Below are 21,449 nucleotides of genomic sequence, written 5' to 3'. Positions count from 1 at the left end.
GCGGGGGGTGGGCAACCTCCGCTTTGCCCGTGCCCGGACGCCCGGCATCGCCCAATTCCTGGTCTTATGCTTCGCTCTTCAATCCCGGAGGGCGGCCGGTCCCGAGATCTCGCCGGAATCGGTCACGAACATCAACGGGCCCGTCTCCGAGGTGGCGAACACGGCCGCGGTGAGCGGGCCGCCAAAGCAGGCGCCGGTATCCAGATTCAACCGGTTGGCTCGCAGATCAGGTGTCCCGGACCGGACCGGCGTATGACCATGGACAACGAAAAGCCCGTGGTCGTGATCCGACGACAGGAAGGGTTCCCGGATCCACAGCAAGTCTCGCTCGGATTGTGACGCCAGCGGCACGTCCGGCCGTAGTCCAGCATGGACGAACAGCCGCCCATGCTCGATTTTCGTCAGCTGAAGCGCGCGTATCCAGTCGAGATGCTCGCTCGGCAGATCGGCGGGATCGTCGATCCCGTAGCTGTCGAGCGTCTGCTCGCCGCCGTTGCCCCACCAATTCATGAGGTCGCGGTCGGTGCGCTCCATGTCGGCCGCGCGAAGCAGCATCTCCTCATGGTTGCCCCGCAGACAGACGAAGGGGCGGTCCTGCTTCCCTTCGCTGCCGACGAGAAAATCCATCACCTCGCGGCTTTGGGGTCCCCGGTCGATATAGTCTCCGACAAGCACAAACTGCGCGCTCCGCTCGCCGCGAAGCTCCTCGCACGCGGCGAGCAGCGACGTCAGCTTGTCAAAGCAGCCGTGGATGTCGCCGATCGCGAAGGTGAGTTCTTCGTGCTCGGGAAGATGCAAAGCCAGGTTTCTCCCGCGTGCCAACTTAGATGGTGAGACCCTTTGTCGTGCCTTTGAGCCTGATCCGCTCCGGACCCACGCCCACCTTCGCGAGCGATTCAATCACTCTGTCGCTCAGCGCCTTGCCGTCCTTGTCCTTGCGATCGCGTTGAACCGCGGTGAAATCATACACGAGCAGCCCGACATTGGCGCTGCTCACGTTGAGCTTGGCCCCGTCCGCAACAGCGCGGATCGCCGCAGCCACATTGCGATGTCCGTTGCTCCATTTCGCCATGCCGGCCAGATTATTCGCAACGCATCGATAGCTGTCTTCGATCTCCGTCTTGTGAAGGTCGATCACCTTCTGATAGTCCGCGATCTGACCGACAATATCGCCGTTCTCCAGCTCGGGGTTGCTGAACGTCTTGGCCTCCCAGAACACTAGATCCACGCCGGTCGCCGTCGTTTCGAAGTTCGCCAGGTCCATGCGGGGGAGGTTCCGCTTGATGCCGGGGACGCCGGATGCGTTGATCGCAATCTCGACGTCGACGACGGAGAGATTGGACGTCGCGATCTCGTGGACGCCTTCCTTCTCCTGTCCGGAATAGGGCGATGCGGCCCTTTTGAGCTTCGCCAGCGTCTCTGCGCCTTCGTAGTCGCGCGTCAGCATTCTTGGCTCGGCGTTGCCGAAGGCGAACTTCCCCTCGACCAGCGAGACCTGATCCTTCAAGTCCGGATTCAGCAGATATTTCTCGTGCGTCGAGGCGGTCACCTTCCCGCCCTTGAATGACACTTTGAAGATGGATTGCCCCTGCCAGTAGACGTTCAGGTACTCGTCCCGAATGCCGATGATGAGTGTGGGATCGGCGAGAACGTCTTTCCACCAGCCATCCTGCTGGGCGAGTGTCTCGAGTGCCTTGCGAAAGTCGTCGCCCCGGATTCCGCGTCTGAAGCTCATCTCATACCTCCCACCATTCGCCATCGCTGCGTCGCGTGACGTTGTCAAAATATCTGGAGAAACTGTCGCCTTCGAATGTGTGAACGGGCACGAGCCTGTCCGGCTGTATTGCGTTCGCGAGCCGCTTGAGATCCAGGATGCTGGCGTGGCCCGAGGTGTGGATGATCTCGATGGGAACGCCGCGTGTCGCGAGATCCGCCTTCAGTCTGGCGCCAGGACCGTCCTTCAGATATCCGTCCCATTGCGACCAGATCGCTCTGGTGCCGGGCCAGAGATTTGCGGTCTCCACGTCGTCGGCCATCGCCGGGCGAAACAGCATCACGGTGCGATCGGCGATCTCGGTGATGCGCTCGCGGTAGATCCGTGCGGATTTGTAGGGATCCAGCAGGTCGAAGCGCTTTTTCCTTGCGATCTGCCGCCGTTGATATTCCGGCACATAGACCGACAAATTGGGCCAGCCGGCGTTCGGCAAGCGCTCGTTGCCAGTGGCCCGCAATATCTCCATCGCATAGAGGTCCAGCAGCAGCGTCCGGCCGCTGCGCTTGCAGGCGCGATAGATACTGACGATGCGATCGATGTTCTGCGCGGACGCCGAGAGGATGACGAAGCCTGGCTGCTCAAAACTCTCGGTCAGCCTCGCCTCGATGTCGTCCTCCGTCGGGAATTGCGTGTGCTCGTCGAGACGGCCGAGGCTCGACCCCTCCATCAGCATCGTGTCGATACCGCGGGGCGGATGGCTCACCAATCGCTCGAACAGACCGCCCTTGCGACCGTGCGCACGGATGTCGCCGCTGTAGAACAGACGCCGGCCGGCAGCCTGGATCAGCAGCGCATAGGCATCATAGGCCGAGTGATCGACAAGATAGGGCGTGATGCTGAACGGGCCGATCTGGAAGGTTCTGCGATCGTTCAGCTCGAATGAAACATTGGGCACGAAGGCGTTGGGCACGAAAGGAGCTGCCGCACAGATGATGCGCGCGGTCGCAGCGCCCATGGCGAGGGGGACATTGGGTCTGCACAGGGGGAGCAAACCCCAATGATCGCCGTGTCCGTGCGACAGGACAACCGCACGCAGGGTTGGATCTTCGACGCGAAGCCCGGCCACAGGCGGGAGAAGATCGTCGGACGCGCCGTCGGCATCCAGCGGAAGGCCAAGGTCGAGCAGGATTCGCTCGCCCGCGGCCTCGAGCTCGATGCAGGTGCCACCAATTTGCTGCGTTCCGCGGTGGACACGTCCGCGAAACGAACCGGCTGCTTCGGTCATCAGCGGTTGGTCTTGGCGGCCGAGCCGGGTTCGGCCGTGACTCGCGACCAGGCGATGGCGTTTTTGGCGGAGGGGAGGGCACTGCGAGATGGGCGGGGAAATTTCAAAGCGAATACGGCTCCAGGCAACGACATATCTATATTCAAACGAGCGCCCGAGAAATTGCGGCTTTTCGAGAAGAAAATGTCCGTGTTGTTCCGGCGCAACATCACCTGCTGGTGAGGCCGAACGCAATAGAACCTTCGGTGGGATGAACGTCAGCCCCGGCTGGACCGGCGATTGGCGGCGACTTGAATCCCGGGCGAGCCGCGATCGGCGTGCGCGAATTCGGCAAGCAGGCGTTCGGAGCAGATGACGCGGTTGCGGCCGAGCCGTTTTGCCGCATAGAGCGCCTCGTCGGCCGCACCCAGCAGCCGGTCGGGGCTGCCGTCGGCCTCAGTGGGAATATGGCTTGCGACGCCGACGCTGAGGGTGACGTGGTCGCCGGCGTCAACAGCTCCATGAGCGATCCGCAAGGCCATGACGGCACGGCGGATCTCCTCGGCGATGGCGCAGGCGGCATCGCAATCCACGTCGGGCAGGATCAGCGCGAACTCTTCTCCGCCATAGCGGCTGGCGAGGTCGAGCGGGCGCACGGCATGGCGGCTGACGACATCAGCGACCGCGCGCAGGCATTCGTCGCCGCTCTGGTGGCCGTGCCGGTCGTTGAACAGCTTGAAATGATCGACGTCGACGAACAGCAGCGCCATCGGCTTCTGCGTCCGCTGGGCGCGGGCCCATTCGCTCATCAGCATCTGGTCGAAGGCGCGCCGGTTCGACAGGCCGGTCAGCCCGTCCTTGGTGGCGAGCTCCTTAAGCGCCATCTCGGCGCGCTTCTGATCGGTGAGGTCGCGCAGCGTCTCCACCACGGCGATCAGCTGGCCGGCCTCGTCGTGGATCGGGCCAGCGTCGATCGCGAGATAGAGCTGGCTGCCGAGCTTGGGCATCACGCACCAGTTCTCCGCGGAAAAGCCGAGCCCGTTGTGGCCGCGTGCGGCATATTCCGAATAAAACTCCGGCAGCTGCTCGGGACGGTCGAGCGCGACCAGGTCGGCGAGGCAGGGGCGCCGGGTCTCGTAGAAGGCCTGCCAGTGTTTCGTCGTGCCGATCACCTCCGCGGCGGGGACGCCGGTCAGCCGCTCGCAGGCTCTGTTCCAGATCACGACGCGGCGCTTGGGGTCGATCACGAAGGTCGGCACCACCAGATGCTGCATCAGCCGCACGGCATAGGAATCCGCGACGTCGACGCCTTTCGCTGACGTTTTCCTCGGCTTCGCCATCTCAGGCCACCGCCGCCACCGGCGCGGCATCGTTCGGACCGAACAGCTTTCGCACCTCGGCGGCCGGCTTCGGTTTGCTGAACAGATAACCCTGCATCTCCGTGCAGCCGAGCGCGCGCAGCATCTCGCGCTGCGCCTCGGTCTCGACGCCCTCGGCGACGGTGGTCATGTGGCTCGCCGCGGCGATGTTCACCACCGCCTGCACGATCACTGGCGCGCCGCTGGTCTCCGCGATGTCGGCGACGAAGCAGCGGTCGATCTTGATCTTGTCGAACGGGAAGCGCTTCAGATAGCTCAGCGAGGAATAGCCGGTGCCGAAATCGTCGAGCGCGATGCGCACGCCGATGGACCGGAGCTGGTGCAGGATCGAGAGCGCGGCCTCGTCGTCGCGGATCAGCACGGCCTCGGTGATTTCGAGCTCGAGCCGGGAGGGAGAGAGCCCGGAGGCGGCGAGTGCGCCGGCAATCCGCAGCGCCAGCGTGTCGCATTTGAGCTGCACCGGCGAGACGTTGACCGCAATCCGCACATGCGCCGGCCAGGTCGCGGCCTCGTTGCAGGCCATGCGCAGCACCCAGTCGCCGAGCTCGTTGATCAGGCCGGTATCCTCGGCAATCGGAATGAACTCCGCCGGCGACACCCAGCCGCGTTCGGGATGCCGCCAGCGCAGCAGCGCCTCGCAGCCCGACACGTCGTTGGTGCTCAGGTCGACCAGCGGCTGGTAGTGGATCTCGAAGCCGCCATTCACCAGCGCCTGGCGCAGATCCTGCTCCATGGTCAGGCGCGCCTTGGCGCTCGCATCCATCTCCGGCTCGAAGAAGCGATGGGTGCGGCGTCCTTCGGCCTTGGCGCCGTACATCGCAAGATCGGCGTGCTTGATGAGCTGGTCGAGATCGGTCCCGTCCTGCGGCGCCAGCGCGATGCCGATGCTGGCGTCGGTGGAGAGCTGATGGCCGAGGCAGTGATAGGGCTGGCGGATCGCCTCGTAGATCCGCGTCACGAACGATAGCACGTCCGCAGAGGACTGGATTCCGGTCTGGATCACGGCGAATTCGTCGCCGCCGAGCCGCGCGATCAGGTCGCTCTTCTTGAGGCAGCCGCGCAGCCGGGTCGCGATCGCCTTCAGCAGCTCGTCGCCGACGTGATGGCCGAGCGAATCGTTGATGCCCTTGAATTCGTCGACGTCGATATAGAGCAGCGCGAACTGTTCGCCGCCGGCGACCTTCGCCAGCTCGCGCTCGATCTGTTCGCGGAACAGCGTGCGGTTCGGCAGGTCGGTCAGCGCATCGTAATGCGCCATATGCGCGATCTTCTCGTGGGCGCGCCGCCGCTCGGTGACATCCTCGACGACGCTGATGAGGTAGCGCGGCTCGCCGGACTTGTCGCGAATGCCGATCCGGGTCGAGGTGATGTAGCGCGGTCCCTTGGTCTGGCTCTGCCAGGTGTGCTCGTCCTTGAACAATCCCCCGGGCGCCTGCAGCGCCTTGCTGTCGTCGTCGTTGACGATCCTGGCGGCGGCCTCCGGATACATGTCGAAAGGAGTCTTGCCGACGATGACGTCACCCGACTGGCCGAACTGCTCCTCGGCGGTCCGGTTGACCAGCAGATATTGCCGCGTCAGGGCATCCTTCACCGTGATCTGCGAGGGGATGTGATCGATGATCTCGCGCAGGAACATGTAGTTGCGGTCGCGCTCCTGCTCCAGATTGCGCCGCTCGGTGATTTCCTCGATCGTGGCGACCCATCCGCCCTGCGCCAGCGGGGTGTTGATGACCTGGAAGGCGCGGCCGTTGGGCAGTTCGTGGATCCTGCTGGAGACCTTGCCCTCGGCGACGACCCGCATCACATCGGTGCAAAACGTCTCGACGTCGCCGCCGAACGTGCCACGCTCCTTGCGATGCTGCATCGCCTCGCGGATGTGACAGCCGGGCTTGATGATGTCGTCGGACAGGCCGAACATCTCGGAGTAGCGGCGGTTGCAGGTGACGATAAATCCGGCGGCGTCGTACAGGATCAGCCCTTGCGACATGTTGTTCAGGGCGGTGTCGAGCCGGAGCCGTTCCGCTTCGATCCGCTCCTGGGCTTCCCGGTTCTGCCGGCTGATCTGGCGGATGATCAGGAAGAGGATCAATGCGATCACGATCGCCGAAAGCGTTGCCGTGGTGACCATGAAGCCGGTCTGCTGACGCCAGTCGGCCAGCGCGGCGCTCGTGGTGTTGGTCGCGACGATGACCAGCGGGAAATGCGACAGCGAGGCCCCCGAGCCGAGGCGGTCCTCGCCGTCGATCGGACCCTTGACGCGCAGCGTGTGCCGGCCGCCCTCGGCCAGCATCTTGCGCATCAGCGGCGCGTCCTTGAAATTCCTGCCGATCAGCTCTTCGACATGTGGATAGCGCGCCAGCATCTTGCCTTCGCGATCGAACAGCGAGATCGCCGTACCCTCGGCAAGCGCGACAGAAGCGAAATACTGCCGGTAGCTGTCCGGATCGATCCGCCGGACCATGGCGCCGAGGAAGGTGCTGCCGTCCGCGCCGCTCAGCCGCCGCGCGACGATCGTGGTCCATTTGCCGATGATGAAGCTGCGGACGGATTCCAGGATGACCGATTCGGCCATCGGATCGGATTTGAACGTCTGGAAATAGGCGCGCGAGGAGACGTTGATCTTGGGCAGCGGCTCGGCCCGCGACCAGTTGATCAGCTCGCCGTCGGCATCGTAGATCGCGATGTCGCCGAGATAGGAGACGGAGCTGATCTTGCTCCGCAGCATCTGATTCGTCGCGAGCCCGGACATGCGCTCGCGGAACATCGCCGGCGAGGTGATCTCCGGCAGGTTCATCTGCCCGATCAGGTCGGCGGCGACGACGTCGGAATCCTGGAATTGCTGATCGAAGTGCCGTGCGATCAGCTGCACCGTGTTTTCCAGCTCGCGCTCGCGGTTGGCCAGGGTGCGCTCGCGGAATTCGCCGACGGCCATGGCGGTCACGGCGAAGATCCCGGCGACCAGCAACACGCCGCACAGGGTCAGCCAGAGGACAGGACCACGCCGCGCCAAGGCCGCCCAGCCGTTGGTCGCGGCTGATGACATTCCGGCTGTCACCGTGGAAAAGACCTGGCGCATTCCCCCTCCCTGGAAGGACAGGAATACACCGCACAAATGGCGCAAACCTTAGGAAAGCCAGTTACCTAAGCATTAATCCGGTTGTGCAGCCGCGCCCGTATGCAGTGGGGCGGGAATCACGTCGCGGTTGTGCCGTGCCCATCACAACCGCTGCGCTGCATCATTAACCGCAGCTTAATGCGAAGCGCCCGCGCTCTTGTCGCGGCCGGCGTTGCGCAGACGTCCGACGACGCCGGTCGGGAAGAAGTAGACGCTGGCGATGAACAGCAGCCCGAGCCACAGCAGCCAGCGATCGGGATGCAGCAGCCCCGGCAGCAACGGCAGGCCGGCTTCGCTCGCCGCCTTGGAGGCGACGCCCATCAGCGATTGCAGATAGTTCTGGGCGAGGATGAAGATGGTGGCGCCGATGATCGCGCCGTAGATCGTGCCCATGCCGCCGATCACCACCATCAACAGAATGTCCAGCATGATCGAGAAGCTGAGCGAGGTGTCGGGACCGGCATAGCGCAGCCACAGCGCGTTCAAAATGCCGGCGCTGGCGGCGACCAGCGCGGCGAGGCAGTTGGCGTAGGTCAGGTGGAAGACGGTGCGAAAGCCGAGCGCCTCGGCGCGAAAGCGGTTCTCGCGGATCGCCTGGAGCACGCGTCCGAACGGCGAGTTCACGACACGCAACAGAGCGAGGATCATCAGGGCTGAGACGGCGAACACCAGGTAGAAGGTGAGGATGCGGCCGTTGATCTCGAATCCGAACAGGTTCTTGGAGATCAGCACCGTGCCGGGCCGCAGCAATTCCGGCAGCTGGAAGCTGCGCCCGTCCTCGCCGCCCGTCAGCCAGGAGAGCTGCGAAGCCAGCACCTGGAAGGCGGAGGCGACCGCGAGCGTGATCATGGCAAAGAAGATCGCGGCCACCCGCAGCGAGAACAGGCCGATCGCGAGCGCGAGCAGCGCCGCGAGCGGCAGGCCGACGACGATGCCGGTCGCGACCGCGGCCCAGTTCGGGCCCATCCCGTACAGCGCGATCGCGATGGCGTAGCTGCCGATGCCGTAGAACATGGTGTGGGCGAACGACACCGAGCCGGTATAGCCGAGCAGGAGGTCGTAGGAGGCGACCAGCGCGGCGAAGACGCAGATCTTGGCCGCGACGTTCAGCGCCTTGGCACCCGGGAACAGGAACGGCGTCGCCGCCAGCGCCAGGATGATGACGATGAGGAGGAGCGTGAGCACGCGGCTCTTCGGCGGATCGCCTGACAGGAGCATCATCGGCTGGTCACCGCATAGAGGCCGCGCGGCCGCCACATCAGAATGGCGACCATCAGCAGGATGTTGGAGACGAGGGCGAGTTTCGGCACCAGGAAGCCGCCGTAATTGGCCACCATCGCGACCAGGATGGCGCCGATGAAGCAGCCGCCGATCGAGCCGAGGCCGCCGATGATGACGACGATGAAAATCAAGACGGTGAGGTCGTCGCTCATGGAGGCGTGGACCTGCTCGCGATACAGCGCCCACATCACGCCGCCGAGGCCGGCGAGCGCCGATCCCGTCATGAACACGCCGAGGAACAGGCGGCGGATGCGATAGCCGAGCGCCTCGACCATCTCGCGGTTCTCGACGCCGGCGCGGATCAGCAGGCCGAGCTTGGTGCGGTTGAGCACGAGCTGGATCGCGATGAAGACCGCGAGGCCGACGAGCATCGCCAGCACACGGTATTTGGCGATCGCGACGTCGCCGAGGATGAAGGAGCCTCGCAGCGAGGTCGGCAAGGGTGTCGGGATGATCTGCGGTCCCCACAGCGCATAGAGCGTCTGCTCGGCGACGATCAGGCCGCCCGTCGTCATCAGGATCTGCTTCAGGTGCTGGCCGTAGACGGGCAGGATCAGCACGCGCTCGACGACCAGGCCGAGCGCGCCGGACACCGCCATCGACAGCAGCGCTGCCGGCGCCAGCACCGCGAGGTTCGTCCACAGCGAATCCGCCTGCATCGAGGCCGCGAACGGCGCCAGCACGAGGGTTGCCACATAGGCGCCGACGGCGATGAAGGCGCCGTGGCCGAAATTGAGCACGTCCATCAGGCCGAACACCAGCGTCAGCCCCGAAGCCATGATGAAGATCATCATGCCCATGGCGAGACTCGCGGCGGTCAGCGTCAGCCAGGTGCTGGGTGACCCCACCAGGGGAATCATCGCAAGCGCCAGTGCGACCGGCAGCAGGATCGGCGCGAGATCGCGCTTCGGCTTCGGCAGTGGATCATTTGCGGCGAGTTCAGTCACTGATGCGCCTCCAGGCTCAGGCCGAGCAGCCGCTCCTGCAGCGGCACGTCGGCGGCGAGCGCCGCCATCTCGCCGCGATGGACGATGGTGCCGTTGTCCATGACCAGCACGTTGTCGCCGAGCTCGCGGGCGGCAAAGAAATTCTGTTCGACCATCAGGATCGTCGCGCCCTTGCGCTCGATCTCCTTCAGGCACTCGATCAGTGCCATGACGATCGCGGGCGCCAGCCCCTTGGTCGGCTCGTCGATCAGCAGCAGCTTGCGCGGCTCGACGATGGCGCGCGCGATCGACAACATCTGCTTCTGTCCGCCCGAGAGGCTTCCCGCGCGCGACAGCCAGAACCGGCGCAGCGCGGGGAAGAAGCCGAAGATCCAGTCGAGCTGGGTATCGTCGAGCGGCCCGTCGCGCGCCGCCAGCACCAGGTTTTCCTTCACCGTGAGGTCGGAAAACACCGCCATGCTCTCCGGCACGTAGCCGACGCCGAGCCGCGCGATGTCGGGCGTGGCGCGGCTCTCGATGCGCTCGCCTGCGAGCGTGATTTCGCCGCTGGAGGCCTGCCACAGGCCCATCACGGTGCGCAGCGTCGTGGTCTTGCCGGCGCCGTTGCGGCCGAGCAGCATGGTGGTCTGGCCCTGCGGTACCGCGAGGTCGATGCCCTGGAGGATGTGGTAGCGGCCGATATGCGTGTGCACGCCGGAGAGTTTGAGCAGATCTGTCATGCGGCACTCTTTGGAGCAACGCCGAGATAGGCTTCCTGCACGATCGGTGAGGCGATCACCTCGGCCGGCGGACCGTCGGCGACAAGTTGTCCGTTGTGCAGCACGATGATGCGGTCGGCGAGCGAGCGCACCACGTCCATCTTGTGCTCGACGAGGAGGATGATCTTGCTCTTGTCCTGCTTGAGCTGGGCGATCAGGTTCAGCACGACCGGCACCTCGTCGATGCTCATGCCCGCGGTCGGCTCGTCGAACATGAACACTTTGGGTTCGAGCGCGATCATCAGCGCGACCTCGAGCTTGCGCTGGTCGCCATGCGACAGCGCAGTGGCGGCGACGCCGCGGCGATTGCCGAGTGCGACCTGGTCGAGGATGGCATCGGCGCGGGCGATCAGGTCGCGGCGGACCATCCAGGGCCGCAGCATGTCGTAATGGGTGCCGCTGGCCGCCTGCACCGCGAGGCGGACGTTCTCTTCCACGGTGAGATTCGGAAACAGGTTGGTGAGCTGGAAGGCGCGGCCAAGGCCCGCGCGGGTGCGCAGCGGCGCGGAATGTTGGGTGATGTCGGTGCCGTCGAATAGGATGCTGCCGTGTGAAGCGCGCAGCTGGCCCGAGATCAGGTTGAAATAGGTGGTCTTGCCGGCGCCGTTCGGCCCGACGATGGCGGTGAGCTCGCCGGGGCGGAACGTGCAGGTGACGTTGTTGACCGCGACATGGCCGCCGAAGCGGATGGTGAGGTCGCGCGTCTCTAGCGTCAGGGCCATGAGGATAACTCTGGAATAGGGAAGGATCCTCTCCCCGCACGGGCGGGGAGAGGGGATTCGATATCAGCGCTTGTTGCGGACCGGAACGTCCATGTCCTCGATCTTCAGCTCGCGTACCGGCTCGAGCACGGCCCAGGCGACGTTCGGATCGACCTTGACCTTGAAGTGATACATGCTCTGCAGCGCCTGATGGTCCTCCTTGCGGAACACCATCTTGCCCTTCGGCGTGTCGAACTCCAGGCCTTCCATCGCCGTGATCAGCTTCTCGGTGTCGGTCGACTTCGCCTTGGTGACGGCGGCGACGACGGACATCGCGGCGGCGAAACCGCCCGCGGTGAAGAAGTCCGGCGGCGCGTTGAAGCGCTTCTGGTGCTCGGCGACCAGCCAGTCGTTCACCGGGTTCTTCGGGATGTCGTAGTAGTAATAGGTCGCGCCTTCCATGCCGGGCAGGCCCTTATACGCCGCGAGCGCCGGCAGGATGTTGCCGCCGGTCGAGAGCTCGATGCCGTAGCGCTTCGGGTCCATGTCCTGCAGCTTGGCCAGCGGATTGCCGGCGCCGGCCCAGATCACCCAGATCACCTTGCGGCCGGGCTTGTCCTTGAGAGCGTCGAACAGGCGCTGGCCGACCGCGGTGAAGTCGGTGGTGTTGGTCGGGGCGTATTCTTCCGCGGCGAGCGTCGCGCCGGTCTTGGCGAGCGCCTCCTTGAAGGCGGCGACGCCGTCGCGGCCGAAGGCATAGTCCTGCGCCAGCGTGGCCACGGTGACGCCCTGCTTGCCGATCGCGACCGCGTTCGAGATTGCGTCCTGCGACGAGTTGCGCGCGGTGCGGAAGATGTAGCGATTCCACTTCTCGCCGGTAATCTGATCCGCGACGGCGGGCTCGACGATCAGGATCTTCTTGTTCTCCTCGGCGACGGGGAGGATGGCGAGCGCCGCGGCCGACGAGGTCGTGCCGATCGCGATGTCGGCCTTGTCGTCCTGATAGGCTTCCGCGAGCGCGGCTTTCGACAGGTCGGGCTTGCCCTGGTCGTCCTTGGTGATGACGACGATCTTGCGGCCGTCGAGCATCATGGTGCCCTTGGTGGCGTATTCAAAACCCATCTGCAGGCCGGTTTCGGTCTGCTTGGCATAGGCTTCGAGCGGGCCGGTCTTGCCGTAGATCAGCGCGACCTTGAGGTCGTCGGCCTGCGCGGAGGTGTTCGCGGCCAGGCCGAGGATGGCTGCCGTGAGAATGAGCGATCGACGCACGATGATTTCCTCCTTGAATGAACTGCCTTGATCACAGCGATTTGCACAAGTGTGCATACATTGCAATTCCACCTTCCGGCGGAGCTTGCACGAGGCTCATGTGACAGTCTCTTGACGTGCGCGTGCCGGATCGTCGCAGGCCGCGATGAGTTCGCGTTAACGATCCCCTGGCTTCACATCAGCCCATGCGTTTTCTCAGGCCGCCTCAGAGCAAGCCCTGCGCCAGATCCGGAGTTTTGCGCGGGAATGCCTGAAATTGCGGCGGATCGCGCGCGAATGCCACAGGCGAGTGCCGATATGGCGGTGTCAGGAGTCCGAGACTCCGGACACGTGCCGTCTCGAAAGTCAGACAGGCGGCGATCCCGACGCCAGTCCGAACTTGGCGAGCTTCTTGTAGAACGTCGCGCGCGAGATGCGCAGCATCCGCGCGGCTTCCGAGATCTGGCCGTTGCTGGCGGCGAGCGCATGTTCGAGCGTCTGCTTCTCGAACTCCGCCTCGGCTTCGGCATAGGGGACGACCGAGCCGGTCATCTGCGGCGCCGGTCCAGGGCCGGCCTCCGCGCTGACCGGCAGGATGTGAACGAAATCATCGCCGGTCAGGCGCCCGGAATCGCTCAGGATCAGTGCGCGTTCCAGAATGTTGCGGAGCTCGCGGACGTTGCCGGGCCAGTCGTAGCGCGCGAGCGCCGACAATCCGCTCGGCGTGATCCTGGCATTGAGGAAATCGCCGGAGGCGCTGATGTCCTCGATCAGCCGCGCACAGATGTCGGGCAGATCGTCGAGGCATTTTCTCAGAGGGGGCAGGTCGATCGAGAGCACGTTGAGGCGGTAGTAGAGATCGGCGCGGAAGGCGCCGTCGCTGACGCGCTTGCGCAAATCCACATTGGTCGCGGCAATGACGCGCACGTCGACCTTGCTGATCTTGTCCGAGCCGAGCGGCTCGATCTCGCGCTCCTGCAGCACGCGCAACAGCTTGGCCTGCAATTGCAGCGGCATCTCGCCGATCTCGTCGAGGAACAGCGTGCCGCCATCGGCGATCCGGAACTTGCCCTCGCGCCCCCTGCGGTCGGCGCCGGTATAGGCGCCCGGAGCAGTGCCGAAGAATTCGGACTCGATCAGCGTTTCCGGGATCGCCGCGACATTGACGCTGACGAACGGTTTTTCCGCGCGCGAGGACGCATTGTGGATCGCCTGCGCCAGCAGCTCCTTGCCGGTGCCGGTCTCGCCGGTGAGCAGCACGGTCACGCTCTGCCGCGCCGCGCGTTTGGCGAACTCCTTGGCCTGCGCGATCGCCGCTGTCGTGCCGACGAAATCGGCAAGGGTGAAGCGCGCCGCGCGGGCGTTGGACAATTGCCGCCGCGCCAGCCGCAGATCGCTCTCGAGCTGGGTGACGCGGGCAAGCAGCGGCTTGAGACTCTCGAGGTGGTCGTAGAGCACGAACCCGATCGCGCCGATGACGTTGCGGTCCTCGTCCTCGATCGGCATGCGCGTCACCACGAGCTGTTCGCCGCCGAGCTCCATGATGTCGAGCAGGATCGGCTCGCCGCTCTCGGCGACGTTCCGCATCAGGCTGTTCGGGATGATCTCCTCGATCGGCCGGCCGATCGCTTCGGTGGTCTGCTTGAGGCCCAGCGACGCCAGATATTTCTCGTTGACGTAGATCACCCGCCCGCCGCGATCGATCGCGATCGCGCCCTCGCACAGATGCTCCAGCCGCTCGAACAGCGTCACCATCGCCCGCGCGCGGACATAGGCGGGATCGCTGACGTCGGGGGAGGAGGGCATGGCGTACCTCAGGGAAGTCCGCCCGTGTATTAGCAAAAGGGCAGTAATTTCAAAGGGGGAAATGGGTGTTGCGGATGCGAGCCGCCCCCACCGCTGTCATGCCCCGGCTTGACCGGGGCATCCAGTACGCCGCGGCCTATCGGTTCAACCACAACCGTCTCGGCGTACTGGGTCGCCCGGTCAAGCCGGGCGACGACATCGAGATTGGAGCGGCGCTTGGGCTCTTACCGCCGATACCCGCTCGCCCGAGAATAGCCCTGCCGGTTCTGCTGCGTCGGGCGGTTGGACACGCCGGGACGGGATTCGCTGGAGGTGGGGGTGGCGAGCTTGAGCTCCTCCAGGAAGATCGGCCGGGCGAAATAATAGCCTTGCGCGTAGCGGATCTTGGTCGCGGCCTGGAGATAGGCCAGCTCCTCGTAGGATTCGAGGCCTTCGGCGATCACGGTCATCCCGAGCGCTTCGCTCAGGGATTCGATCGCGCGCAAGATGCCCTGGCTGCGCGGACGCTTATGGATGTCGGTGATGAACGAGCGGTCGATCTTGATCTCGTCGGCGGTGATGTCGGCGAGCGCCGAGAGCGAGGAATAGCCGGTGCCGAAATCGTCGATGGAGATGCCGACGCCGAGCTTGCGGAACATCGGCAGGATCTCGGTCTGGAAATGATTCTTGGCGACGAAGGCGTCTTCCGTCACCTCGATCATGAAGCGCTGCGGAAAGCCGGTCTCGTCCAGCGCCCGCGCGAAACTGCGCATGAATTCGGGATTGCCGGCCTGCTTGGCGGCGACGTTGATGCTGATGGTCGCTTCCGCGCCGAAGCTGTCGTTGATCAGGTCGATCGACTTGACGATCTCGGCGAGCACGAGATGGGTGAGCTCGTCGATGAGTCCCAATTCGCCGGCAAGGTTGATGAACGAGCCCGGCGCCTGGATCACGCCCTCGTCGTCGCGAAGGCGCACCAATGCCTCGATGCCGGTCACGGCCTGGGTGCGGATGTCGACCTTGGACTGGAACGCGCAGCAGAAGCGCTTTTCGAGGATGGCGAGCCGCAGCGACTGCTCGATCTTCATCCGCGCCAGCGCCTCGCGCTCCATGCTGGCGTCGAAGAAGGCCGCCGAGCCCTTGCCGCTGTTCTTGATGCGGTACATCGCGATGTCGGCGTTCTGGCGCAGCGTCTCGAAGCTGCGGCCGTGGTCGGGATAGAGGCTGACGCCGACGGAGGTGGAGGCGAAGACCTCCGAATTGTCGATGAAGAACGGTGCGGTCAGCCGCTCCAGCGTCGCTTGCATGAATTCGGCGACTTCCTCCTGGCTCTGGATCGGGGAGAGCAGCAGCAGGAATTCGTCGCCGGAGATGCGCGACAGCATGTCGGAATCGCGCAGGTCGCGCCCGAGCCGCTTCGACAGCTCGACCAGCAGCGCATCGCCGACGGCGTGGCCGTAATAGTCGTTGATGTGCTTGAAATTGTCGACGTCGAGAAAGGCGAGCGCGAAACGCTCGCCTTTGCCGTCGCGCGCGAGCAGGCTGGCGGCGCGATGCTCGATCACGCGCCGCGAGGGCAGGCCGGTCAGCTCGTCGAAATAGGCCGAGCGGAACAGCTGGTCCTCGAAATTCTTCTGTTCGGTGATGTCGGAGGAGGCCGAGATCAGCAGCTCGCGTCCGGCAACGCGGACGGGGCGATGGGTGGTCAGCAGCACCTGGCGTGCAGCTCCATCCTGGAGCGCTTCCTCGGAGATGACTGCCTCGCCGGACCTCAGTGCCCGCTGGCAGGCTTCCCGGCGCGGCGTCAGATCGGGCGACGGACGGCTGCCGTCCATGCCGAGCTGAGCGGCCGCGACATCGTTAACCAGGAGAAGCTCGCCCTGCGCGTCCTGCACGGTCAGACCGGCAGGCAGCATTCTAACGATTTCCTTGAGAAATCCGAGTTCGGCTTCACTCGCGCCGGAATATCTGTTGTCGTTCATAGAAGTCATGAATCTTGTTGTTTCAACGCGCCTTTGCAATGGACGCGATCTTGCGCAGTTCCCTCTTAGGTTTGGTTAAGGGGTACGGAGAAATACGGGGGTGTTTTGCGGCGATGCGACGCGCCCGACCCATCGTCATTAACGGAGCGTCAACGCGCGCAACGAAACTGCGAGCGGGGCGCGCGTCTCTTGCGCTCGTGCCGCGTCTAACCGTTCTGCGGGATGCGGCATTGCATGATGCAATGCAGGCCGGTCTTGAGATACGAGACCTCGGACTTGCCGTCGAAAGCCGACAGCGCTGACTTCAGCAGCTTGGTGCCGAAGCCGGGCTCGGAGACCTTGTCGATGCTCGGGCCCTCGGTTTCGTCCCAGGTGACGGTCAGACGGTCGCCGCTGACGGTCCACGACACCTGCAATAATCCGCGCGGCGCGGAGAACGCACCATATTTGCCCGCGTTGGTGGCGAGCTCGTGAAACATCAGCGACAGCGTGACCGCGAGCTTCGGCGGCAGGAACAGCCGGTCGCCGTTGAGCGTGAAGCGGACATGGCCGTAAGGTCCGAGCTCTGCGATCAGGAGATCGCGGATATCGCAGCCGCCCTTGTCGATCCGCGAGATCAGATCGTCGGTTGCAGCCAGCGACCGTAGCCGCGGATCGATCCGGGCCCAGACCTGCGGCTGGTCGTGCAGCACCTGGTGCAGCACGGCGTGCGCGGTCGACAGCTTGTTCTTCAGCCGATGCTGCAGCTCGTCGACCAGCAGCTTGCGGTATTCTTCTTCCTCGATCAGCCGTTTGGAAATCCGGCGCTGTTCCGCCAGCATCCCGCGATAGTGCTCGACGCCCCAGATCGTGAGTGCGGAGACGCCCCAATAAAGGGTCAGCAAGGTGAACCTGGAGCGATCGGCAAGAGCGTCGCTGAAATTGACGACGACGCCGAGCACGCCGCCGATCAGCGCGGTGATGATGCCGATCCGCAAGCCGCCGAACGCGGCGGCAAAGAACACGGCCGGAAAGTACGGGGTGAAGTAGACGTCGGGCCGCACATGCGCGAGACCCCAGCGCGCCACCGTCGCAACCAGCAGGCAGGCGACCGCGAAGCCGAGGCTCAGAGCGAGGGATGGCGCTGCCACGCCCTGCCAGCCCTTGCGGAATTCGTCGATCAGCTTCTCCATGCCCGGCCCGGTTGCGCTATGCGCGCGTAAATCGAGAAAGGAGCGGGAATGTTACGCATGTCGCATGCACAAGCAAAGCTTGCCTTGTCGCAGACCGGCAGGAATAGTGACTGTCGCGGCGCCGAGATCGATCGGCGTCCGCCATTTGACATCAAATCATTCGAAAACAGGAACATTCCATGGGTAGGTTGGATGGCAAGGTTGCGGTGATTACGGGCGCGACGAGCGGGATCGGCCTGCGTACCGCGGAAGTCTTCGTTGCCGAAGGTGCCAAAATTGTGATCGCGGGGCGGCGCATACCGGAAGGCGAGGCGCTGGCGAAGCAGCTCGGGGTCAATTGCATCTTTCGCCAGACCGACGTGACGGTCGAAGCGCGGATGCAGGCGCTGATCGCGCTCGCGGTCGAGAAGTTCGGCCGGATCGACTGCCTGTTCAACAATGCCGGCGGCCCGGCGCAGACCGGGGGCATCGAAGGCCTCGATGTCGAGCGGTTCGACGCGGCGATGGCGACCCTGGTGCGCAGCGTCATGCTCGGCATGAAGCATGCCGCGCCCGTCATGAAGAAGCAGGGTTCTGGCAGCATCATCAACAATGGCAGCATCGCAGGCCGTCTTGCCGGCTTTTCCTCGTCGGTCGTCTATGGCGCGGCCAAGGCGGCGGTGATCCATCTCACCAAATGCGTGGCGATGGAGCTCGGCGAGTCCAACGTGCGCGTCAACTCGATCTCGCCCGGTGCGATCGCGACCGGCATTTTCGGCAAGGCGCTGGGGCTCGCGACCGATGCGGCGGAGGCGACGCCTGCCGTGATGCGCGAAGTCTTCAAGACCGCACAGCCGATCCCGCGCGCGGGCCTCCCCGATGACATCGCGCAGGCCGCGGTGTTTCTGGCGAGCGACGAATCCAGCTTCGTCAACGGACACGATCTCGTCGTCGACGGCGCCGTCACCGGCGGCCGCAACTGGAGCCAGCAGCAGCAGGGTTACGTCGCCATGCGCAAGGCGTTCGATCAGGAGGCGTAGTAGCGGCAGGTGACGGTGCCGTAGGGTGGGCAAAGCGAAGCGCGCCCACCAATTCTTTCTTCGCGAGGAATGGTGGGCACGGCGCTACGCGCCTTTGCCCACCCTACGAAAACGGTGCCTAAACCGTCTTCACCCGCACCCGCAAGCCATCCCGCGGCTTCGGGATCGGCCACATCTGCCAGTCCGGCTTGTAGCCCGGCTCCAGCGACACTTCGAGGTTCTGCAAAAAGTGCCGGGCAAAACACTTCGCCTGCATGTAGGCGAAGTGCAGGCCGAGGCACATATGCGCGCCGCCGCCGAACGGCACCCAGGCGAAGCGATGCCGGTTGCGCTGGGCTTCCTCGGTGAAGCGCAAGGGATCGAAGCGATCCGGCTCCGGCCAGATGTCCTTCATGTGGTGGGTGTAGAGCGGATTGACGCCGACGGCGGTACCGGCCGGAATCGTAAAACCCTTGAAGGTGAAATCGCGCATCGCACGGCGCGGCATCGACGGCACCGGCGGCTTGATCCGCAGGGCCTCCTTGAACGCCATCTCCGACAGCGGCATTTTTTCGAGGTCGTCGAAGCTGCTCGGCGAACCCGGTGCGAGCCCCAGCGCAAGAACCTCCGCGCGCAATCTATCCTGCCAGTCCGGATTGGCGGCGAGCTCGCCGATGAAGGAGGTCAGCGACGAGGTCAGCGTGTCGTGCGCCGCCATCATCAGGAAGCTCATATGGTCGATGATGTCCTGCTCGGAGAGCAGGGCGCCATCCTCGTGGGTGGCGCGGCAGAGCTGCGAGAACAGATCGTCGCCGCCGTGATTGCCGCGTCGCAGCGGGATCTGCTCGCGGAAATAGGCGACGATGCGTTTGCGTCCCTTCACGCCAGCCGCCATCTGCGTGCCCGGCAGCGGCCGGCGGATCGGGGCGACCGCGGCCGCGACCATGTCGACGAACGCGCGGTTGATCTCGTCGACCTCCGGCCCGATATCCGCGCCGAGGAACGACGCCGCCGCGAGGTCGAGCGTGAGCTGCTTCATCGCCGGATAGAGCTTCATCTCGCCGGGCTTCGCCTTCCACTGCGCGACGCGCGCGGCGATGCCGTAGTCGAGATCGCTCAGATACGACTTCATCGGCCCCGACTTGAACGCGACCGACAGCGCCTTGCGATGCAGACGGTGCTCGTCGAAATCGAGCAGCATCAGGCCGCGCGGAAACAACAGGCCCAGCACCTTGTTCCAGCCATGTGTCGACGAGAACAGCTTTTGCTGGTCGAACAGCACGAGCTCGTTGGCCTCGGGCCCGAGCAGCACGACATTGGTCTCGCCGAAAATATGGGTGCGGTAGACCGGGCCGTATTTGGCGCCGTTCGCCTCGATATGTCCCTTGGGGTCGGCGAGCACCTGAAAGGTCTTGCCGATGATCGGCCAGCCCTCGTCGCCAGGGATGTGCGTCAGCTCGTTGCGCCTGGGTGCGGTGAACGGAAGCGCAGGGGCGACATTCTGCATCGACATGACGATTGCTCCGGTTGACCGACCGAACAGGCGCGCGAACACAGATGACTACGACCCGCGCCAGCTGACCGGGGTCAGCATAGCACAGGCCGGTATGTCTTTCTTGTGAACGTCGTTACAAGCGTAGTTCCGACGGGCCTACCGCTTCGCCGCTTCCTTCTGCAAATCCGGGGCGTTGACGGCGGGAATGGCGACGCGGCCGGCGCCGGTCACCTTCAAGGCCTCTGCAGCCTTTTCGTTCTCCATGATCTTCGCCATCACGGCCTGCCCGGCGCGTTCGAAGATCGCGCGGTTCTCAATCACGAACTTTTGCGACTTCCGCAATCCGTCGATATAGCCGTTGATCTCCGGCACGACGTAGCGCGCCACCAGGTCCCAGCTTCGGCGGGTATTTTCGGGATTGGCCCAATCGTGCACGAAGCCGATCACGGCGCCGACGCCGCCCGACACCTGCATCACGTTCTTGATCATCTTGACGAGGTCGTCGGGCGTGCCGATCACGGAGGCCGCACCGTCGACGAAAGCGGTCTTGTCCACGGCCTCGTCGGGCGAGGCGAACGCGGTCAGGCCCGGCCGCTGCAGCGTGCCGACATTATATTCGTTGTGCCAGCGCATCAGGCCGGCGCCGGCTTCGCGGCGGGCCTGCTCGCGGGTCTCGGCGAGGTGCCAGGTCAGCAGCACGCGCCAGTTCGCCCGATCCACCTTGGTGCCGTGCTTCTTGGCGGCGTCCTCGGCGAACTGCCATTGCTGTTGCAGGGACATCAACCCTTGCGTCGTCATCGAGCCCAGCGAGATGATGCCGATGCCGTATTTGCCGGCGAGCGTCATGCCCGACGGCGAGATCTGCGAGGCCACCACGAACGGCATCTCCTCCTGCAAGGGCAGGATCTGGAGTGCGGCGTCGTTCATGGTGAACCAGTCGCTCTTCGCGGTGACGCGTTCGCCGTTGAACAGGCGGCGGATCACGCCGATGGCCTCGTCCTGGCGGTCGCGCTGCGTCATCGGGTCGATGCCGAGCGTGTGCGCGTCCGACGCCAGCGCGCCGGGGCCGGAGCCGAAGATGGCGCGGCCGCCGGTCATGTGGTCGAGCTGCACCATGCGCTGGGCGACGTTGAAGGGATGATGATAGGGCAGCGACACCACGCCGGTGCCGAGCTTGATCCGCTTGGTGCGCTCGCCGGCCGCGGCCAGAAACATCTCGGGCGAGGCGATCATCTCCCAGCCGGAGGAATGATGCTCGCCGCACCAGAACTCGTCATAGCCGAGCGCGTCGAGCTGCTCGACCAGGTCGAGATCGCGCCGGAACTGGAGCATCGGATGCTCCCCGATCGGGTGATGCGGGGCAAGGAAGGCTCCGAACTTCAGGCGCGCCATGGCGTTCTCTCCGGCTGAATTTTCTGTTTGTTGAGGCGATGAGGCTACGTGCTGGCGATAGCGAAGGCAATCGCGCGGTGTCCCGCGCGGCGGAATGCAGGCATGCGTTGAGACGCTGCAACGACCTGCCTGGCCTGCATGGTTCGAGACGCCCGCTTCGCGGGCTCCTCACCGTGAGGGTCTAACACCTCGCCGCGAAGCGAGACCTCATCCTGAGG

17 protein-coding genes are annotated in these 21,449 nt (G+C 64.7%); 2 read left to right on the top strand and 15 right to left on the bottom strand.

What is annotated here, in order from left to right; translation table 11 throughout:
* Positions 1-78: 78 nt before the first annotated feature.
* The 3 genes from AB7531_RS42215 to AB7531_RS42205 are packed head-to-tail and all read right to left on the bottom strand — an operon-like array spanning position 79 to position 2,879.
* Positions 79-798, bottom strand: a complete 720-nt coding sequence (locus tag AB7531_RS42215; protein ID WP_063980074.1) for a metallophosphoesterase family protein — start codon at positions 796-798, stop codon at positions 79-81.
* A 25-nt stretch (positions 799-823) separates the two neighbouring features.
* A complete protein-coding gene (locus tag AB7531_RS42210; RefSeq protein WP_063980073.1) occupies positions 824-1,735 on the bottom strand; it encodes a hypothetical protein in 912 nt (303 codons plus the stop codon).
* Between the two features lies 1 nt (position 1,736).
* Positions 1,737-2,879 carry an MBL fold metallo-hydrolase gene (locus AB7531_RS42205; RefSeq protein ID WP_441280298.1) on the bottom strand — a complete coding sequence of 381 codons (1,143 nt, stop codon included), beginning with the start codon at positions 2,877-2,879 and terminating at the stop codon, positions 1,737-1,739.
* Here AB7531_RS42205 and AB7531_RS42200 point away from each other — a divergent pair.
* A complete protein-coding gene (locus AB7531_RS42200; protein WP_231145501.1) occupies positions 2,772-3,221 on the top strand; it encodes a hypothetical protein in 450 nt (149 codons plus the stop codon). The two genes, AB7531_RS42205 and AB7531_RS42200, sit on opposite strands and share 108 nt — an antisense overlap.
* Positions 3,222-3,256: 35 nt before the next feature.
* Here AB7531_RS42200 and AB7531_RS42195 read toward each other — a convergent pair whose 3' ends face one another.
* The 10 genes from AB7531_RS42195 to AB7531_RS42150 all read right to left on the bottom strand — a co-directional run bounded on the left by AB7531_RS42195 (position 3,257) and on the right by AB7531_RS42150 (position 17,346).
* Positions 3,257-4,318 carry a sensor domain-containing diguanylate cyclase gene (locus AB7531_RS42195; RefSeq protein ID WP_063980070.1) on the bottom strand — a complete coding sequence of 354 codons (1,062 nt, stop codon included), beginning with the start codon at positions 4,316-4,318 and terminating at the stop codon, positions 3,257-3,259.
* 1 nt (position 4,319) lies between these two features.
* Positions 4,320-7,433 carry a bifunctional diguanylate cyclase/phosphodiesterase gene (locus tag AB7531_RS42190; protein WP_063980069.1) on the bottom strand — a complete coding sequence of 1,038 codons (3,114 nt, stop codon included), beginning with the start codon at positions 7,431-7,433 and terminating at the stop codon, positions 4,320-4,322.
* 174 nt (positions 7,434-7,607) lie between these two features.
* Positions 7,608-8,693, bottom strand: a complete 1,086-nt coding sequence (locus tag AB7531_RS42185; RefSeq protein WP_028149341.1) for a branched-chain amino acid ABC transporter permease — start codon at positions 8,691-8,693, stop codon at positions 7,608-7,610.
* Positions 8,690-9,700, bottom strand: a complete 1,011-nt coding sequence (locus tag AB7531_RS42180; protein ID WP_063980068.1) for a branched-chain amino acid ABC transporter permease — start codon at positions 9,698-9,700, stop codon at positions 8,690-8,692. The genes AB7531_RS42185 and AB7531_RS42180 overlap by 4 nt, the downstream gene beginning before the upstream one ends.
* Positions 9,697-10,419, bottom strand: coding sequence for an ABC transporter ATP-binding protein (locus AB7531_RS42175; RefSeq protein WP_063980067.1), 723 nt, complete (start codon positions 10,417-10,419; stop codon positions 9,697-9,699). The genes AB7531_RS42180 and AB7531_RS42175 overlap by 4 nt, the downstream gene beginning before the upstream one ends.
* Positions 10,416-11,180, bottom strand: coding sequence for an ABC transporter ATP-binding protein (locus tag AB7531_RS42170; protein WP_028155337.1), 765 nt, complete (start codon positions 11,178-11,180; stop codon positions 10,416-10,418). The genes AB7531_RS42175 and AB7531_RS42170 overlap by 4 nt, the downstream gene beginning before the upstream one ends.
* 63 nt (positions 11,181-11,243) lie before the next feature.
* Positions 11,244-12,428, bottom strand: a complete 1,185-nt coding sequence (locus tag AB7531_RS42165; protein ID WP_063985950.1) for a substrate-binding domain-containing protein — start codon at positions 12,426-12,428, stop codon at positions 11,244-11,246.
* A gap of 345 nt (positions 12,429-12,773) precedes the next feature.
* Positions 12,774-14,213: a sigma-54 interaction domain-containing protein gene (locus AB7531_RS42160; RefSeq protein WP_063980066.1), complete on the bottom strand. Its 1,440-nt coding sequence runs from the start codon at positions 14,211-14,213 to the stop codon at positions 12,774-12,776.
* A gap of 224 nt (positions 14,214-14,437) precedes the next feature.
* Positions 14,438-16,174: a putative bifunctional diguanylate cyclase/phosphodiesterase gene (locus tag AB7531_RS42155; RefSeq protein WP_063980065.1), complete on the bottom strand. Its 1,737-nt coding sequence runs from the start codon at positions 16,172-16,174 to the stop codon at positions 14,438-14,440.
* 206 nt (positions 16,175-16,380) lie between these two features.
* Entirely contained in the window at positions 16,381-17,346 is a 966-nt protein-coding gene (locus AB7531_RS42150) for a sensor histidine kinase (RefSeq protein ID WP_063980064.1), read from the bottom strand.
* Between the two features lie 179 nt (positions 17,347-17,525).
* On the opposite strand from AB7531_RS42150, the gene AB7531_RS42145 reads away from it, so the two are divergent.
* The gene (locus AB7531_RS42145) at positions 17,526-18,365 is read left to right on the top strand and encodes an SDR family NAD(P)-dependent oxidoreductase (protein ID WP_063980063.1); all 840 of its coding nucleotides are present in this window, start codon (positions 17,526-17,528) and stop codon (positions 18,363-18,365) included.
* A gap of 118 nt (positions 18,366-18,483) precedes the next feature.
* Here the strand turns inward: AB7531_RS42145 and AB7531_RS42140 are convergent, their stop codons facing one another.
* Both AB7531_RS42140 and AB7531_RS42135 read right to left on the bottom strand, forming a co-directional pair.
* Entirely contained in the window at positions 18,484-19,857 is a 1,374-nt protein-coding gene (locus AB7531_RS42140; protein WP_063980062.1) for a cytochrome P450, read from the bottom strand.
* Between the two features lie 138 nt (positions 19,858-19,995).
* Positions 19,996-21,231 carry an LLM class flavin-dependent oxidoreductase gene (locus AB7531_RS42135; RefSeq protein ID WP_014491084.1) on the bottom strand — a complete coding sequence of 412 codons (1,236 nt, stop codon included), beginning with the start codon at positions 21,229-21,231 and terminating at the stop codon, positions 19,996-19,998.
* Positions 21,232-21,449 lie beyond the last annotated feature (218 nt).

Origin of the sequence: Bradyrhizobium sp. 63_E2_N1_3 (genome assembly GCF_052076005.1) — a bacterium.
Lineage (GTDB): Bacteria > Pseudomonadota > Alphaproteobacteria > Rhizobiales > Xanthobacteraceae > Bradyrhizobium > Bradyrhizobium barranii.
This window is presented reverse-complemented; position numbering and strand designations above follow the sequence as displayed.